Origin of the sequence: Alcanivorax sp. VBW004 (assembly GCF_009718865.1) — a bacterium.
In the GTDB taxonomy this organism is placed as follows: domain Bacteria; phylum Pseudomonadota; class Gammaproteobacteria; order Pseudomonadales; family Alcanivoracaceae; genus Alcanivorax.
In genome coordinates, this window is sequence record NZ_WNHC01000001.1 from 1785714 (window position 1) to 1802691 (window position 16978).

Annotated in this window: 17 protein-coding genes; 12 read left to right on the plus strand and 5 right to left on the minus strand. The window is 59.8% G+C overall.

The genetic code is table 11. The annotated features are described in order from the left end of the window. Positions 1-61 precede the first annotated feature (61 nt). From F1529_RS08255 to F1529_RS08265, 3 genes are all read right to left on the minus strand, one after another. The gene (locus F1529_RS08255; RefSeq protein ID WP_155133637.1) at positions 62-1606 is read right to left on the minus strand and encodes an MFS transporter; all 1545 of its coding nucleotides are present in this window, start codon (positions 1604-1606) and stop codon (positions 62-64) included. A 77-nt stretch (positions 1607-1683) separates the two neighbouring features. Beyond that, positions 1684-1980, minus strand: a complete 297-nt coding sequence (locus tag F1529_RS08260) for an MGMT family protein (RefSeq protein ID WP_155133640.1) — start codon at positions 1978-1980, stop codon at positions 1684-1686. Between the two features lie 135 nt (positions 1981-2115). Further along, positions 2116-2877: an SDR family oxidoreductase gene (locus F1529_RS08265; RefSeq protein WP_155133643.1), complete on the minus strand. Its 762-nt coding sequence runs from the start codon at positions 2875-2877 to the stop codon at positions 2116-2118. Between the two features lie 119 nt (positions 2878-2996). Here F1529_RS08265 and F1529_RS08270 point away from each other — a divergent pair, with 119 nt between their 5' ends. From F1529_RS08270 to rimI, 8 genes are all read left to right on the plus strand, one after another. Further along, the gene (locus F1529_RS08270) at positions 2997-3698 is read left to right on the plus strand and encodes a HugZ family protein (RefSeq protein WP_155133646.1); all 702 of its coding nucleotides are present in this window, start codon (positions 2997-2999) and stop codon (positions 3696-3698) included. Positions 3699-3897: 199 nt separating this feature from the next. After that, on the plus strand, positions 3898-4188 hold the full coding sequence (gene groES / locus F1529_RS08275; RefSeq protein WP_007148402.1) for a co-chaperone GroES: 291 nt from the start codon (positions 3898-3900) through the stop codon (positions 4186-4188). Positions 4189-4293: 105 nt separating this feature from the next. Further along, positions 4294-5940: a chaperonin GroEL gene (gene groL, locus F1529_RS08280; RefSeq protein WP_155133649.1), complete on the plus strand. Its 1647-nt coding sequence runs from the start codon at positions 4294-4296 to the stop codon at positions 5938-5940. Between the two features lie 303 nt (positions 5941-6243). Next, positions 6244-6852, plus strand: a complete 609-nt coding sequence (gene rrtA / locus F1529_RS08285; protein WP_155133652.1) for a rhombosortase — start codon at positions 6244-6246, stop codon at positions 6850-6852. Positions 6853-6868: 16 nt separating this feature from the next. After that, complete coding sequence (locus tag F1529_RS08290) at positions 6869-8533, plus strand: DUF3592 domain-containing protein (RefSeq protein WP_155133655.1); 1665 nt, start codon at positions 6869-6871, stop codon at positions 8531-8533. 98 nt (positions 8534-8631) lie between these two features. Then, positions 8632-10179: a 2-isopropylmalate synthase gene (locus tag F1529_RS08295; RefSeq protein WP_155133658.1), complete on the plus strand. Its 1548-nt coding sequence runs from the start codon at positions 8632-8634 to the stop codon at positions 10177-10179. A gap of 109 nt (positions 10180-10288) precedes the next feature. Beyond that, the gene (locus F1529_RS08300; RefSeq protein ID WP_155133661.1) at positions 10289-11083 is read left to right on the plus strand and encodes a hypothetical protein; all 795 of its coding nucleotides are present in this window, start codon (positions 10289-10291) and stop codon (positions 11081-11083) included. Next, positions 11073-11546, plus strand: a complete 474-nt coding sequence (rimI, locus tag F1529_RS08305; protein ID WP_155133664.1) for a ribosomal protein S18-alanine N-acetyltransferase — start codon at positions 11073-11075, stop codon at positions 11544-11546. Before F1529_RS08300 ends, rimI begins: the two co-directional genes overlap by 11 nt. A gap of 316 nt (positions 11547-11862) precedes the next feature. Here the strand turns inward: rimI and F1529_RS08310 are convergent, their stop codons facing one another. Beyond that, entirely contained in the window at positions 11863-12288 is a 426-nt protein-coding gene (locus F1529_RS08310; protein WP_050760175.1) for a hypothetical protein, read from the minus strand. Between the two features lie 146 nt (positions 12289-12434). On the opposite strand from F1529_RS08310, the gene F1529_RS08315 reads away from it, so the two are divergent. The 4 genes from F1529_RS08315 (at position 12435) to F1529_RS08330 (ending at position 15251) form a co-directional block, all read left to right on the plus strand. Then, a complete protein-coding gene (locus tag F1529_RS08315; protein ID WP_007149769.1) occupies positions 12435-12770 on the plus strand; it encodes a DUF2834 domain-containing protein in 336 nt (111 codons plus the stop codon). 58 nt (positions 12771-12828) lie between these two features. Beyond that, a complete protein-coding gene (prfC, locus tag F1529_RS08320; RefSeq protein WP_370456979.1) occupies positions 12829-14418 on the plus strand; it encodes a peptide chain release factor 3 in 1590 nt (529 codons plus the stop codon). A gap of 122 nt (positions 14419-14540) precedes the next feature. Next, positions 14541-14930 (plus strand): MmcQ/YjbR family DNA-binding protein, encoded by a 390-nt coding sequence (locus F1529_RS08325; protein WP_155133670.1) that lies wholly within the window; start codon positions 14541-14543, stop codon positions 14928-14930. Positions 14931-14948: 18 nt separating this feature from the next. Then, complete coding sequence (locus tag F1529_RS08330; RefSeq protein ID WP_007148785.1) at positions 14949-15251, plus strand: hypothetical protein; 303 nt, start codon at positions 14949-14951, stop codon at positions 15249-15251. Between the two features lie 164 nt (positions 15252-15415). Here F1529_RS08330 and F1529_RS08335 read toward each other — a convergent pair whose 3' ends face one another. Then, the gene (locus F1529_RS08335) at positions 15416-16852 is read right to left on the minus strand and encodes a phospholipase D family protein (protein WP_155133673.1); all 1437 of its coding nucleotides are present in this window, start codon (positions 16850-16852) and stop codon (positions 15416-15418) included. Positions 16853-16978 lie beyond the last annotated feature (126 nt).

The window sequence follows — 16978 nt, forward strand, 5'->3', positions numbered from 1 at the left end:
AGTCTCCACTATAGCCGGTTTGCGAATTGATTGAAAAGTAGCCGATGAGCGGTGCTTTGGGTTAGTTCCTAAACGCGCTGTGGCGCTGGATCAGGTAGATCAGGCCCAGCACGGGCACGCCCATCAGGCTGGCCAGCAGGAAGAAGCCCGGGTAGCCCAGGTTGTCCACCATGCTGCCGGAGTAGCCGCCAATGGTTTTTGGCAGCAATGTCATCAGGGAGCTGAAGATGGCGTATTGCACCGCAGTGAAGGACACATTGGTGAGCTGCGACAGGAACGCCACAAAGGCCGCACTGGCCAGGCCGGCGGTGAGATTGTCGGCGGAGATCACCGCATAGAGGATGCGGATATCGTGGCCCGCATAGGCCAGCCACAGGAACAGCAGGTTGGTAGCCACGGTGAGGAACGCCCCCAGGTAAAGCACCCGGATAACGCCGTGGCGCATGGCCAGGACCCCGCCCAGAAAGCCCCCGGCAATGGTCATGAATAGGCCAAAGGTTTTTACCACGCCGGCAATTTCGTTCTTGGTGAAGCCCATGTCTTCAAAAAAGACGTTGGAAATCACCCCCAGTACAATATCGGAAACGCGATAAAAGCCCACGAAAACCAGCAGCAACAGGGCCAGGCGTTTGCCATAGCGCTGGAAAAAATCCTTCACCGGGTCGAGATAACTTTCCTGCACCAGCTGCTTGTCATACAGCGGGGTCAGGGAGAGTAGCTTGATCAGTGCGGCTACCAGCGTGATCGCCAGGGCCAGGCGCAGGGTTTCCACCACCAGGCCGGATAAGGCTCCGTTGTTCACCGCATCAGTGAGTGTCTGGCGGAAGGTGGCGGCGGACTCGGCGGTGAAGATGTAGACCGACACAAAGGCGGCGATGCCCACCACGAACAGGCTCAGAAATTTGAGGTACTGACGACTGGTGTACTGCGCGTTGGAGGGCCGGTGGTTTTCCGGTTCGCGAATGATCAGGGTGGTGACGGCCCCGACCAGCATGGTTAGCGCCATGATGGCATAGGTGCTTTGCCAGGCGGCGTAGCTGTAGGACTCACTGGTGGAGCCCAGCCAGCTGGCGAGTACTAAAGAGCCGGCCCCGGAGGTGAGCATGCCGATCCGGTAGCCGGCGATATAGGACGAGGACATCAGCGCCTGCAATTCCGCCCCCGCGGATTCAATCCGGTAGGCGTCAATAACGATATCCTGGGTGGCGGCGGTGAAGCCCAGCAACACCACGGCAAACGCCATGACATTCAGGGCGCCGGGCTGGGTGGGGTCGACCAGGGAAATACTGAAAATGGCGGCGGCGACCGCCAGTTGTGCCACCAGCAACCAGGCCCGCCGTCGGCCCAGCCAGCGGGTCAGGAAAGGAATAGGCAAGCGATCAATCAGCGGCGCCCAGAGAAATTTGAACGAGTAGGCCAGCGCCGCCCAGCTGAAGTAGGTCACCGTGGAGCGGTCTACGCCTGCTTCGCGTAGCCAGAGCGACAGCGAAGAGAAAATCAGCAGCAACGGAATGCCCGCCGAAAACCCGTAAAAAAACATGGTCTCTACACGGGGGTGCAGGAAGGCCTTCAGGGATTGCTGCCAGCTGGTCGATTGTGGGGGCATAGGACTCTTAGCGGGTATTGCCGATTGGCGAAAGGCTCATCATAGACACTTTGTTCGCAGGGGGCGATGCGGGTTCCCTAGATGAAATACTGTCTGGGCACGCGGTCGCCCAGCACCGGAATATTTTCATCCAGTAGCCGTTGTGTCTGAATTTCCCCCGAGGGGGTGCCGGCAAGGGCAATACAGCCATCGGCGCGCAGCACCCGGTGCCAGGGCAGGCGGGTGTCCTTGGGGAGCTGACTCATCAGCCGGCCAACAAAACGGGCATGACGGGGAAAGCCCGCCTGCTTTGCCACGGCGCCATAGCTGCTGACGTACCCGGGGGGAATAGCGGCGACGATCTGGTAAACGGCATCTCGGAATTCAGGGTTCATGAAAGGTAGCTTCCAGTGGCTAGCTTCCAGCTGCAAGTAAAAACGCAGAGCACAATAAAAAGAGGAAACCGGTGCCAGCCGATTTCCTCTTTGGGGTTGCCGCATCCTGCGTTTGGCATGGGGCGTCAGGCGTTGTTACCGTAACCCGCCGTCCATATCGATGCAGCGACCGGTGAAATAGTCGGTCTCGAAAATAAAGGCCACGCTGCGGGCAATGTGCTCGGCTTCGCCCAGACGTTTGAGGGGCACCGCTTGTACCAGGCGCTCGCGGGCTTCCGGTTTCATGGCGGCCAGCATGTCGGTGTTGATGGTGCCCGGCGCCACCGCACCGGTGCGAATGTTGTAGCGGGCCAGTTCTTTCGCCCACGTCTCGGCCATGGCGGCTACCCCGGACTTGGCGGCAGAGTAGTTGCTCTGGCCGAAGCTACCCTGGCGGGCCAGGGAGGAAATGTTAACGATCACGCCTTCTTCGGCGCCGGTTTCGACCATTTTGGCGGCGGCCTCACGGCCACACAGGAACACCCCGGTCAGGTTCACGTCGATCACGGCCTGCCACTGTTGCAAGCTCATCTTGCTGACCAGCTCTCCGTCTTTGGCCTTGATCAGCAACCCGTCACGGGTGATGCCGGCGTTGTTGACCAGGCCGTGCAGGGCGCCGAAATCGGCAACCACATTGTTGAACAGGGCTTCCACCTCTTCCTCTTTAGCCACATTGGCCAGGTAGGCGCGGGCTTCGCCGCCAGCGGCTTCACAGGCTGTTACGGTGGCGTCCAGGTCTTCCTGGCTCAGATCCACACAGGCCAGCCTGGCGCCTTTGCCGGCAAAAAAGGTGGCGATGCCACGACCCAGGCCACGGCCGGCGCCGGTCACAACAATCACTTTCTGGTTCAGTTCCATGGTGATTCCTTACACTGTCGGTTCACGTTGCAACGGATTATGGTGAGGTGCAGCGGGCAGGCCAATGACCGGATTGCTCAGGCCCGCCGTAAAACGGGAAACGGAGAGCAGGACCACAGATGCATCAGGAAGCAGAAGCCCAGTCGTTTATCTATCAGCACAGCCATGCGGCACTGGCTACCGTGGACAGTGAGGGAGCGCCGTTTGCGTCTGCCGTCAATGTGGTTCCGGACCATGAAGGGCGCCTGTTGATGCTGGTCAGTGCGTTGGCGGCGCATAGTGTGAACCTGGCGGCCAACCCGGCGGCATCACTGGTGTGGGTGGAGCAACAGCACAGCGACTGGCAGGCGGCCATGCGGTTGACCGTGTCCGGCGAGGTGGTGGCTGTGCCCCCGGCCGAGGGGGAGCGTTACTTTCAGGTGTTTCCTCACGCCCGCGAGTACCTCCAGCTGGATTTTTATTTTCTGGCGTTGCGCCCGACGACGGCGCGCTGGATACCGGGTTTTGCCCGGGCGACCTGGTTGAATGCCGAAGCGCTGGTGCAGCCGTGGGGTTGGGACCTGGCCCGTGAACAGGCCATGGTCGGGCACATGAATGATGATCACGCCGAGGCCATCGACCACTATCTGGCCTTGCTGGGCGCGCCGGGGCAGGGGGCGCAGATGCTGGCGGTGGACCCCTGGGGTGCCTGGCTGTGGCATGAGGCGCGGTTACGTCGGCTACCGTTCCCGGCCCGGGCGGAAGACGCTGGGCAAGTGCGTGACACCCTGGTGATGCTCGCCCGTACTCCTCCAGAGGATTTTTTCCTCGTCCGCCCTTGAATCCCGCCGTTACGACCCCATTCCACGGCCAGCAGGCAGGCGCAGGGAGCCCCGGCGATGATCGGTATTTCCTGTTGACTGTGCTGGCGTCCTTACTATGATTAGCACTCCACTCATGAGAGTGCTAATTCAGACTGTCGAGTTTGGCCGCTGTGGCCGACTTGGGTGTCAAAAGAACTAACTGGGAGTTTAAGGAAAAATGAGCATCCGTCCTTTGCATGATCGCGTGCTGGTTCGCCGTGAAGAGGAAGAAACCAAAACCGCTGGCGGTATTGTGCTGCCCGGTTCCGCTGCCGAGAAGCCGTCCCGTGGCGAAGTCATTGCCGTAGGCAATGGCAAGATCACCGAAAACGGTGATGTGCGCCCGCTGGATGTGAAAGCAGGCGACAAGGTGATCTTTGGCCAATACGCAGGGTCCACCGTGAAGGTGGAAGGCGAAGAGCTGCTGATCATGAGCGAAGCCGAAATTCTGGCCGTCGTTGAAGGCTGAACGCTGAATACGGCCCGGATAACTCTTCCGGTCTAGACAGACATCGAACGCCCGCAAGGGCATTCAGCCCATCACTGGGTAAAGAATCGCAGAGGTATATAAAACATGGCTAAAGAAATTTTGTTCCGTGACGAAGCGCGTCAACGTATGGCCAAAGGCGTCAACATTCTGGCCGACGCCGTTAAGGTAACCTTGGGCCCGAAAGGCCGTAACGTGGTGCTGGAAAAATCCTTCGGCGCCCCGTCCATCACCAAGGATGGCGTTTCCGTTGCCCGCGAAATCGAACTGGAAGACAAGTTCGAGAACATGGGCGCCCAGATGGTGAAAGAAGTCGCGTCCAAGGCCAACGACGAAGCCGGTGACGGCACCACCACTGCCACGGTACTGGCTCAGGCATTCGTAAACGAAGGCCTCAAGTCCGTAACCGCCGGCATGAACCCCATGGACCTGAAGCGTGGTATCGACCAGGCCGTGGCCGCCGTGGTGGAAGAGCTGAAGATGCTGTCTACTCCGTGTGACAACACCAAGAGCATCGAGCAGGTCGGCACCATCTCCGCCAACGCCGATAAATCTGTTGGTGAAATCATTGCCCAGGCCATGGAAAAAGTGGGCCAGGAAGGCGTTATCACCGTTGAAGAAGGCCAGTCCCTGCAGAACGAGCTGGACGTGGTTGAGGGCATGCAGTTTGACCGCGGTTACCTGAGCCCGTACTTCATCAACAATCAGGAAAAGATGCAGGTCGAGCTGGAAGACCCGTACATCCTGTTGGTAGACAAGAAAATCTCCAACATCCGTGAACTGCTGCCGGCCCTGGAAAATGTGGCTAAAGCAGGCAAGCCGCTGCTGATCATCGCTGAAGACATCGAAGGCGAAGCACTGGCGACTCTGGTTGTGAACAACATGCGCGGCATCATCAAGTGCGCCGCCGTGAAAGCGCCGGGCTTTGGTGACCGTCGCAAGGCCATGCTGCAGGACATCGCCATCCTCACCGGCGGTACCGTGATCAGCGAAGAAGTGGGCCTGAGCCTGGAAAACGCGTCCCTGGAAGATCTGGGTACCGCCAAGAAAGTGAACATCGACAAGGACAACACCACCATTGTTGATGGCGCTGGCCAGCAGGCAGATATCGACGCCCGTGTGGAGCAGATCCGCAAGGAAATCGAAAATTCTTCCTCTGATTACGACAAGGAAAAACTGCAAGAGCGCGTGGCCAAGCTGGCCGGCGGTGTTGCGGTCATCAAGATCGGTGCTGCCACCGAAATTGAAATGAAAGAGAAGAAAGCCCGTGTGGACGATGCCCTGCACGCCACCCGTGCTGCGGTAGAAGAAGGTGTGGTACCGGGCGGTGGTGTTGCCCTGGTGCGCGCTCTGGCCAACGTTGGCTCTATCAAGGGTGACAACGATGAGCAGAACGCCGGTATCGCTCTGACCTTCCGTGCGCTGGAAATGCCCCTGCGCCAGATCGCTTACAACGCCGGTGCAGAAGCCTCCGTCATCGTGCAGGAAGTGCGCAATGGCAAAGGTAACTACGGCTATAACGCGGCCACTGGCGAGTACGGCGACATGCTGGAAATGGGTATTCTGGACCCGGCCAAGGTGACCCGTTCCGCGCTGCAGGCAGCGGCTTCCATCGCCGGCCTGATGATCACCACCGAAGCCATGGTGGCGGACAAGCCGGAAGAAAATGCCGCTGGTGGCGCCCCGGACATGGGCGGCATGGGTGGCATGGGTGGTATGGGCGGCATGATGTAAATCAGCCGGTCATTCGACCATTGAAAGCCTTAAAGAAAACCCCGCCTTGTGCGGGGTTTTCTTTTTTGGGGCAGAAGCGAGTTGAAAGTTCAAAGTGTAAAGTTGAAACGCGGTTAGAACTCGTGCCAATCGACAAGCGTTTGAGCCGCGCCGAGAGCGCCTTAGCATGGCACCGCTCTTGCGAGGAATCGCGGGCACCGCCGGTTTTCGTGTGGCACTTCCCGACCCCGCGTTTCAACTTTACACTTTGAACTTTCAACTCACCCTTCCCATAATTCCCCTTCATCCCTGACAGGCAACCACATGCAACCCAGAGACAGAAAACTCCTCCCGCACTTTGCCCTGGTCGTCGTCGCCATGGTGGTGTTGGGGCTGGCGCATGCCTGGGTGAATCCCTGGCTGGCGTTTGATCGGGGGGCGATCGAGCAGGGGCAATGGTGGCGACTTTTCACCTGCCATCTGGTGCACCTGAATCACTGGCATATGCTGCTGAACCTGGCTGGCCTGCTGTTGTGTGGTTACTTTTTCACGGACCTGCTTGATCGTGCGCGATTCTGGAGCTGGTTGCTGTTTTGTGGGGTGCTCACCGGGCTGGCGTTGTATTTTCTGGATACCGGTTTGCAGCACTATGTGGGGCTGTCCGGTATCCTCCATGGCTTGCTGGTCTATTGCCTGCTGCAGGGCTGGCGGGGGAATCCCTGGTTGCATTCACTGGTGTTGCTGGTGATCGCCGGGCGCATTGTCAGTGAGCAGCAGGCAGGCTATGACGTGGAGTATCTCCGTAGCTGGATCGACGGGCGGGTTTATGTGAATGCCCACCTGTACGGTGCCCTGGCCGGAGTGTTGTTGTTTGGGGGAATCACGGGTGTCGAATACGGCAGAAAACGCAGAACAGGAAACACAGAAAGATAATAAAGCATCAGGGTGCATGACCATCCTGTTTCCAGGCGTTTTCCTGGTGGCAGGCCTGGCGGTGATGTTCTTTGTCGGGCTCAAGCCCGCCTTTCAATACTGGCAGGCCGGAAGCTGGGACCGGGTGCCGGCCACCGTGCTTAGCAGTACGCTCAATCGCAGTTATTCCGACGGCTCCACCACCTACAGTGTCAGCGCCCAGTACCGTTATGACTATAACGGGCGCAGCTATTCCAGCAGCACCGTGAGTCAGTACAGCGGCAGCGATAATTTCGACGATTACTGGCAGCGTCTGGCCAGCCGGCTGGAGTCCGCTCGCTCCCGGGGGCGTACTGTTATGGCCTGGGTCAACCCGGCGAATCCCTCCGAGGCTTTTCTGGATCGCACTCTGCGCTGGGGATCATTGGTGTTTGGCCTGGCCTTCGGCGGCGTCTTTGCCTTGGTGGGTGGCGGCCTGATGTTTCTGTTCAACCGGAGAAGCAAGGGCAAGGCGGATTTGGCAGAAGGGGGGCAGTACCACAGCAAGGAAAAATCCGGCCACTGGTTTCTGGTGGGCTTCGGCGCCATCTTCATCCTGCTGCCATCGCCGGCCTATCTGGCAGTCTGGGACAAGGTCAGCGGGGGAGATTATGCGATTCTGATGGTGCTGTTATTTCCTGCCGTGGGCGCAGGCATTGCCTGGGCGGGCTGGAAGATGCGCAGCAATTATCAGTTCTTCGGCCCCACCCCGCTGGAACTGGATCCTGAGCCCGGCCATGCCGGCGGTCAGGTAGAGGGCGCCATCCACCTGGGCAAGGCGTTGCCCCGGGAGACGGATATGGATGTGTGGCTGAGCTGCATCCGTGGCCGCGAAAGCGGTAGCGGTAAAGACCGCAAGACCGTGGAAGACATCCTCTGGCAGACCGACCAGCGCGCCCTGTGCCAGCCCACCCAGCAGGGCAGCGATATCCTGTTCTGTTTCGATGTGCCGGCGGAGCAGCCGCCGTCATCCGGTAGCGGTCGCAATTATATCTGCTGGCGAGTCGAGCTGGAGGGCATGGTTGAAGATCGCAAGCTGAAACGCAGCTGGGATATCCCGGTAGTGGCAGGAGAGAGTGAGAGCCGTTTCCGGCTGCCGGAGTCCCACGTCATGGCCGACCAGCGCGAGCGGCAGGTGGAGGCACTGGAATCCGCCAATGAACAGATACGGGTGGAGCAGACCAGCCAGGGCCTGCATCTGCAAAGCCGTCCGGGCCGCCACCTGGGGATGAAACTGGCGCTGCTGGTGTTTGGTGGCATTTTCGCCGCCGTGGGCACCGGGCTGTTTATCGCCGCCGCCAGCGAAGGCTTTATGTTGTACTTCATGGGCAGCATTTTCGGGCTGATTGGTTATCTCATTGTGGGGATTACCGTGTTCACCCTGGGCAGGGGTCTGGATGTGTGGATTCGCGGTGGCGAAGTGCGCAGCCTGCGTCGCTGGCTGGGAATCCCCGTGTTTACCCGCAAGGGCCAGTTACTGCGGGCAGAGCAAGTGGTGCTGAAGACGGGCATGAGCAGCACCAGCAATGGCCGCCAGACCGAGTACATGGCGTTGATCGCCGAGATTGATGGCAAAAAGATCCGTTTGGCTGAGGGCATCGCCGGGCGCGAAGCGGGTGACGCCTTGCGTGAGGCCGTGCTGCGCACCCTGCGACTGGTGTAAACTGTTCGCCAGTCTGAACTTGAAACGCAGGAGCGTGTAAGCGTGCTCCTGCGGTGAAAAGGGGTGATCCAGTCCCCCGATAATGTGCGAGAGATCCCATGAGCAAAGACCGCCTGATTATTTTTGATACCACCCTGCGTGACGGTGAGCAGAGTCCCGGTGCCACCATGGACCAGGATGAAAAACTGCGTATCGCCCGGGCGCTGGAACGCATGCGGGTGGATGTGATCGAAGCCGGCTTTGCCATCGCCAGCCAGGGGGATTTTCGGTCCGTAAAAGCCATTGCCGATACCGTGCGTGAATCCACCATCTGTTCCCTGGCCCGTGCCAAGGCGGCGGATATCGACCGGGCGGCGGAAGCACTGGCCGGGGCCGAATCCGGGCGGATTCATACCTTTATCGCCACCAGCCCGATTCATATGCAGCACAAGTTGCGGCTGGAGCCGGATCAGGTCATCGAACACGCGGTGGCGGCGGTCAAGCACGCGCGCAACCATATGGGTGACGTGGAGTTTTCCTGTGAAGATGCGGGCCGCTCCGAGATCGACTTCCTGTGCCGTATTATCGAAGCGGTGATTGATGCCGGCGCGCGTACGATCAATATTCCGGACACCGTGGGCTATGCCATTCCCGAGCAATTCGGCGACACCATCAGCCAGCTGCTCACGCGCATTCCCAATGCGGACAAGGCGGTCTTCTCCGTGCATTGCCATAACGATCTGGGGCTGGCAGTGGCCAATTCCCTGGCGGCGGTGCAGGCCGGGGCGCGGCAGGTGGAATGTACCATCAACGGGCTGGGCGAACGGGCCGGCAACGCCTCTTTGGAAGAGATTGTGATGGCGGTGCAAACCCGTCAGGACCTGTTCAATGTAGATACCGGCATTAATGCCCGGGAAATTGTGCCCACCTCGAAAATGGTGTCGCAGATTACCGGCTTCCCGGTGCAGCCGAACAAGGCCATCGTCGGCGCCAACGCTTTCGCCCATGAATCCGGCATCCACCAAGACGGGGTGCTCAAGCACCGCGAGACCTACGAGATCATGTCCGCCGAAGATGTGGGCTGGCACACAAACCGCATGGTGCTGGGCAAGCATTCCGGCCGTGCCGCGTTCCGGGCCCGGCTGGACGAGCTGGGCATCGTGTTTGCGTCTGAAGCGGCCATGAACGAAGCTTTTTTGCGCTTCAAGGACCTGGCGGACAAGAAACACGAAGTGTTCGACGAGGATCTGCAGGCGCTGGTCAGCGACACCAAACGGGCGGTGGAGCAGGAGCGCTTCAAGCTGGTGTTGCTGGAAGCCAGCGCGCGCACGGGTGAAACCCCGCAGGCCCGCATTGTGATGTCCATTGATGGTGTTGAACAGGACGCTACCGCCACGGGTGCCGGTCCAGTCGATGCCGCCTTCAAGGCGATTGAAACGCTGGCGGACAGCCACACGGCCCTGCAACTGTATTCGGTTAACGCGATTACTGCGGGCACCGACAGTCAGGGGGAAGTGACCGTGCGCCTGGAGAAGGGCGGCCGTATCGTCAACGGCCATGGCGCGGATGTGGACATCATTACCGCATCGGCCAAGGCCTACCTCAACGCCTTGAATCACTTCGCAGCCGGCGTGGAACGAGCCCACCCTCAAGCGGCGGATGTATGAAGAAACTGCCTGACGCCGGATGCCTGAGGCCTGACGGTAAGAGAGTCGGTGGTGCTCTTCTTGCGTGGTGCGTGGTGCGTCCGGCGTCTGGCGGCACCGGAGGTGCTCAATGAACGAAGCGCAGCGGCAGAGTTATCTCAAGGCCATGGGGCTGACGCCCTGGGTGGCCCGCGTGGCTTTGCCCGGGGCGGCGCCGTCACCGGCATTGGACTGGCCGGAGGAAGAGCAGGCTAATGCTCCTGCATCGGCAGGGCCTGCTGTTGATGTGGCGGTGCCGTCCCGGGAGCCTGAAGCTCCTGTCGATGTTCCCTTGGCCGCCGCTGAATCCAACCCGGCCGAGCATGCACCTGAGGCATCGGCAGCCGATGCATTGGCGAAAGCGCCATCGGCCCGTTCCGTGGCACCTGCCCAAGAGCAGGCGAAGGAGGAGGCCCCTGCACCAGCCAAGGCGAAAGTGAAAGGGCTGACCTTTACGCTGGAAGCCCACTTGGGTGGCACCACTTGGTTGCTGTGTGCCCAGGAAGACAGCCAGGCTCCGGGGCTGGGGCGTTTCGAAGCCCCGTTGATGGCCAACCTGTTGGCGCTGTTTCAGGGGCGTGCGCAGCGCCCGCGTCGTTTCTTCTGCCCTCTCACAGAGCAACCCATGCCGGCGCACGAAGCCGCCCAGGCCTTGTCCGCCTTTGTGGCCGGCCTCAGCGAGCAGAGCGGCGGAGAACGGGTGCTGTTATGTCTGCCGGAAACGGTGGCCGAGGCCCTGTTTGAACAGCCCCGTTACCAGCCTTTCGAGCTGGGACGGTTGCCGGCACTGGTGATCAGCAGCCTGGCAGAAATGCTGGCAGACCCGGTGCAGCACAAGAAAGCCAGCTGGCAAGCCATGCAGGCCCACGGCTACGATGGCGTTTGATGATGCCGGCCCGATTCGGGCCATGCAGGAGGTAGACCTGGAGGCGGTGCTGGCCATTGAAACGGCGGCGCAGTTGACCCCCTGGAGCCGTAGTCACTTTCTCGATTGCCTCGGCAACGCCCATTATCTGTGTCAGGTGGTGGAGGTTGAGGGGCAGCCAGCGGCGTTTCTGATTATGTCGCGAATTCTTGATGAAACCCATGTGCTCAATATCGCCGTGGCCCCTGCTCGCCAGCGTCAGGGTCTGGCCCGTCGATTATTGGAGCAGGCCATAGACGCGGCCCGCCGCGATGCCATGAGTGTGATCTACCTGGAAGTGCGGGAAGGCAATCACAGTGCCCGGGCGCTGTATGAGTCACTGGATTTCACGGTTTCCGGCATCCGCAAAAACTATTACCGCCGGGGCGATGGCCACGAGGATGCGGTACTGATGCAGTGCCTGCTGGCCTCGGGGCATAAATAATTACACTCTGCGAAAAAAGGTAAGCAAGGAGGCAAAGTGCCGTGACCCGCAGTGGTTTCTACGCAGCTGCTGTAGGAGTTCCCTTCCAGGGGACGAACCTCGCGCAGCGAGGCCATCGCCAGGAGAGCGATCAGGGATATCTGAGCTCGGCAGGTTTCAGCGGTTCCCTGGAGCCAACGGCGTGGTCCGACCCCCGGTTTTCCTTTTCAACTTTTCACTTTGAACTTTCAACTGAATTCCGCGGGCAGGGCGGCCGTCGTACGGCACCATCCCCAAACCGCGTTGCCGCGTGTAGCGTGAAGCCTGCAGCGGCTTCCTATTCCAACGGCATCCAGCCCTTTTCCGTATCCCGGAAGTGGATGACCCGTTGGCGCTGGAAGGTGTCGCCTTTCTTGAAATTGCCGTGTTCCACCCGCAACGCGCTCAGCGCCATGATCATGGCGAACCGGTCCAGGCCGGAGAGTTCCTCGTTCCCTTTTACCTGGTTGGTATAGCCCTCCAGGTCTTCCTGGGCCTCCAGGCTGTAGCTGACTTCCACGGTGTAGCGGCCATCGCCATCCTCGTAACCGTTGTGCTTTTCCACATCGGTGACTTCCAGCAATCCATCCAGATGGGCGTTACGCATTTCCGCTTCCAGGGCTTTCTGGGCATCGCCGGCATCGGGGCTACGGCTACAGGCGCTCAACAGGGTAAGGGCGAGCAGGGCTGTCACAATGTGAACGCAACGAAGGGTGGCAGACATGGCTGTGTCCTGATTGAAAAGAGGAGCGGTCACTCTAGCACCGCTTTAGCCGCTGACCCAATGGCGCCATTGTTAGCTACTGGACAGCGGGTCGATTAATGCCAACGATAGGGGAACAGAAAAACTTACCCAAGGAGGGATTGCCCATGTCCGAAAGCCTGTTTCGTCGTTTGCTGATCATGGTGGCGCTGATCTTTTGCGGCGCTTTTGCGGTGCTGGTCATCCCGCCGCTCATGGCCAACCCGGATATACTGGCTGCCGCCGCTGGCGGTTTCGTCAACCCTTATGCGGCTGGCTACGCCACCGATGTCATCCTGTGCTGGGTGATTCTGGCGATCTGGGTGCTGTTTGAGCGCCAGCGCTATCAGGTGCGCGGCGGCTGGCTGGCCTTGTTGCTGGGCGTGGTTCCCGGGGTTGCGGTGGGCTTTGCCCTGTACCTGCTGATGCGCCAGCGGCAACTGAAGGGTTCCGGGCTGGTCTGACGGGAAATGAGGCCGCGAAGGCTGTTATACTCGCGCCCTCGAAATACCCAGTCAGAGATTGAGCACCATGAGCCTGCAAGACCAGGTGGCCAAGCGCCGCACCTTCGCGATCATTTCGCACCCGGACGCCGGTAAAACCACTATTACCGAAAAGCTGTTGCTGTACGGAAACCTGATTCAGAGCGCAGGCACCGTGAAAGGCAAGAAGTCCGGCAAGCACGCCACCTCCGACTGGATGGAGATGGAGAAGGAGCGGGGCATTTCCGTGACCACCTCGGTGATGCAATTCCCCTACAAGGACGCCACGGTCAACCTGCTGGATACCCCCGGCCACGCGGACTTCTCTGAAGATACCTACCGCACCCTCACCGCGGTGGACTCGGCATTGATGGTTATCGACGCCGCCAAGGGTGTGGAGCAACGGACCGTCAAGCTGATGGAAGTGTGCCGTCTGCGTGACACGCCGATTCTTACCTTCATCAACAAGCTGGATCGGGATGTGCGCGATGGCATCGACGTGCTCGATGAAATCGAGGACGTGCTGAATATCGAGTGCGCGCCGATCACCTGGCCCATTGGCATGGGCAAGAGCTTCAAGGGTGTCTACAACCTGCTCACTGACACCACCGTGTTGTACAAGACCGGTCAGGGCCACACCGTACAGGACGTGCGTGAGGTCAAAGGGCTCGGCAATCCCGAACTGGATGAGGCCGTGGGGGCTGACTACGCCGAGGAGCTGCGCGATACCCTGGAGCTGGTGCAGGGTGCCAGCCACGAGTTCGATCTGGAGCGTTTCCTGGCCGGCAAACTGACTCCGGTTTTCTTCGGTACCGCGCTGGGCAACTTCGGTGTCGATCATATGCTCGATGGTCTGGTGCAGTGGGCGCCGCCACCCCAGCCCCGCGATGCGACGGCTCGCACCGTGGCGGCCGATGAGCCCAAGATGACGGGCTTTGTGTTCAAGATTCAGGCCAATATGGACCCCCGCCACCGGGATCGCATTGCATTCATGCGCATTTGTTCCGGCACCTACCGAAAGGGTATCAAGCTCAAGCAGGTGCGGACCGGGAAGGATGTGCGCATTCCCGATGCCCTGACGTTCCTGGCCGGTGAGCGGGATAATGTGGAAGAAGCCTTCTCCGGTGACATTATCGGGCTGCATAACCATGGCACCATTCAGATCGGCGATACTTTCACCGAAGGTGAAGAGCTGGCCTTTACCGGCATTCCGCACTTCGCTCCGGAACTGTTCCAGCGGGTGGTGCTCAACGACCCGCTCAAGAGCAAGCAGTTGCACAAGGGCCTGACCCAGCTGGCAGAAGAAGGTGCTACCCAGGTGTTCTTCCCGCTGCGCAATAACGATGTGATTCTTGGTGCGGTGGGTACCCTGCAGTTCGATGTGGTGGCGGCGCGGTTGAAAGGCGAATACGGGGTGGATTGCCGTTATGAGCCGGTCAGTGTGGCCACGGCTCGCTGGGTGGAAGCCGAGAGCGATAAAGAGCTGTCCGCCTTTGAACGCAAGGCCTATGACAATCTGTCCCGTGACGGTGCCGGGCACCTGACGTACCTGGCACCCACGCGGGTTAACCTGCAACTGGCCCAGGAACGTCACCCGGACATTCGTTTCCGCGAAACCCGGGAAATATGAGAAGGCAGTTAATAGTTAACAGTGAATAGTTAACAGCGAAAATCGAAGAACCTGACCCATGCTAAACATGGCCGTTTTACTGCGGGTCGGGCAATGGAACCCGCATTTGAAACGAGGTGGACATGGATGTCGATACCGCTCGCCAATATCTTCTCGGCAAGCCCGAAGCGATGGAGGATTATCCTTTTGGCCCGGATGTGGCGGTGATGAAAGTGCGCGACAAGATGTTCGCAACGCTGGGCCAAGAGAGCGGTGAAGGGCGCATGAATCTGAAGTGCGATCCGGATCAGGCCCTGGCGCTGCGGGATATCTTTACCGCCGTGCTGCCCGGCTATCACATGAACAAGAAACACTGGAATACGATCAAACTGGATGGTTCCATTCCTGAAGGGGAAATCCAGCGCATGATCGATCATTCCTTCGCGTTGGTGGTGGGTGGTTTGCCAAAAAAAGTGCGCGAAGGCATGGAAGTGCGCCACGGCCGCGAAGCGCTCTATGGCGGACAGAACTGAACAGGCAGGGAGACGGCAATGGCAGTAGTCATCGGTGGCATTATTATTATCTGGCTAGGCCTGACCATGGGCGCGGCGGGCTTGCGTTGGTTGGGTGTGGAGCTGCATTACCCGGCTCGTTTGGTGGCGCCGGTGTTGCTGGCGCTGCTGGAAACGCTACTGTTCTTGTTGTTTGTTCCCGGCACGGAGTTGTTGCCACAAAGCTGGGGCTGGCCCATGGCGGGCGGTCTGGTGGCTGCGGCCTGGCTGATCAACGGCGCTGTCGCCGGCCTGGACTGGCATCGCAATCGGCCAGTGAAAGAATCTCCGGCGACAGAATAACCCCCAGCGTTTTATTGCCACTGTAGAACGTGCTTGCACCCGAATTGCATTAGGAGTGAGGGACGAGGTTTGAGTTTCGAAAAGCTTTTTTCTCTCGTGCCTCGTTTCTCGCAACTCGGACCTAAGCGTTCGCGCCTCAAGTGGCGCTCCTACGGCGTCTATCCCTAAAAACTGCTCCAGCCGCTGAATTCCATCCCTCGATACAGCCAGTACTTCCACACCGAGTCATCCGCATACACCGCATAGTCGGTGCTGTGTTTTTCGTTGTAACGGTTTTCCCAGCGCCGTTCGAAGGTGTCGCCGGCCTGTTGCATGATGGGGTGGTCGGGGGCGGCGATCAGCCGCACGCTGCTCTCCAGATTCAGGTTGTCCAGATTACGCCGGGTGTAGTTGGCGGAGCCGAGGATCAGTTCGGCGCTGTTGGCGCTGCGGCGCAGCAGCATTTTGGTATGGCATTGTTCACCCTGGGTGTTGCACCAGCGCACCGGGATGCCGGCGTTGTGCAATTCACTCCCCACCTGGCGGTTGGGAATCCCGTTCTTTTCACGCCCGAAGGCATCCTTGTTGGGATCCAGCAGGACACGCAGTTGTACGCCCCGTTGCTGTGCCGCGAGCAGGGCCTTCATCAGCGGGCGATGGGACAGATAGAACACGGACACATCAATCTGGTCGCCGGCCTGGCTGTGGTTGAGGGTAGCGAGCAAGGCATCACGAATGGCGCCTTCGGTGAGCAGTTGCAGGCGTGCGTCGGCGGCCGGGTCAGCCGGTTGTGTTGGCAAGGTGGGTAGTGTGGGCAGTCGGGTGGCGGTCAGCTCTGCGACAGCCAGTTCACTGGCCAGCAGGTCTTTGACCGCATTGCCTTGAAAGCGTAGGCCGATATTGCTGTGGGCGCTGCTGCCATCGTGGGCATTGGCGGAGGTGACCAGGCCGGTCCAGTGTTCACCTTCGTCCACCACCAGGGTCTTGCGGTGATTGGCCTTGAAGTTCAGCAGCGTCAGGTAGCTGCGAAGGGGTACCTGTCCCGGCCCCATGGGATTGGACAGCCAGCCCTTGTCCGGGTTGTTGCCCAGCCACTGACAGCACACCCGCCACAGGCCGGACCAACTGGGGTTGGAATCGCGCAGTGCCGGCAAAGGCGTAGTGACGACGGTGACGCCGGCTTTCTTCAGGCGCGTAAGGTGCTTGCTGTGGAGCCCGCCATAAAGCGTATTGATGGGGTCGGTGATGACCACGATTGGCATGGCCGGGTGGCTGGCGCGTCGAGCCAGCAAGGCGTTGGTGAGCTCGCTGGACAATGCCCGTTCGGTCTCGCTGGCGGTGCCCTGAAAATCGTTGAACAGGAACATGTCGACCACGATGAGTTTTTCCGCCTGACCGATTAACCGGAAGAATTCGTCGAAGATATGTTGCCGGCTAAGCCGCGTGGTTTCGCCACCGTTGCCGCTTTCCCAAGTATCGTCTACCAGCAATTTGAGCCCGTACACCGCATGGGTTTCCCCTTGCACGTTCAGTCCCGGAGGAAGCGGCTTGTAGCGGTGCCAGAGGGCGGTGCTGGCGGTCAGTGCGACCAGCATCAGCAGGGCGAGTTTCAGGCGGGTCATAGGCAGTCCTGTGCATTCGATGGGGCTACCTTATCAGCTAATGAGGTGTGCGCCATTCGGTCCAGCCATTCCTTTCTCATTGGGTGGCACATTCGTGCAACATTCTGAAAAGAATGCCGCCATGCC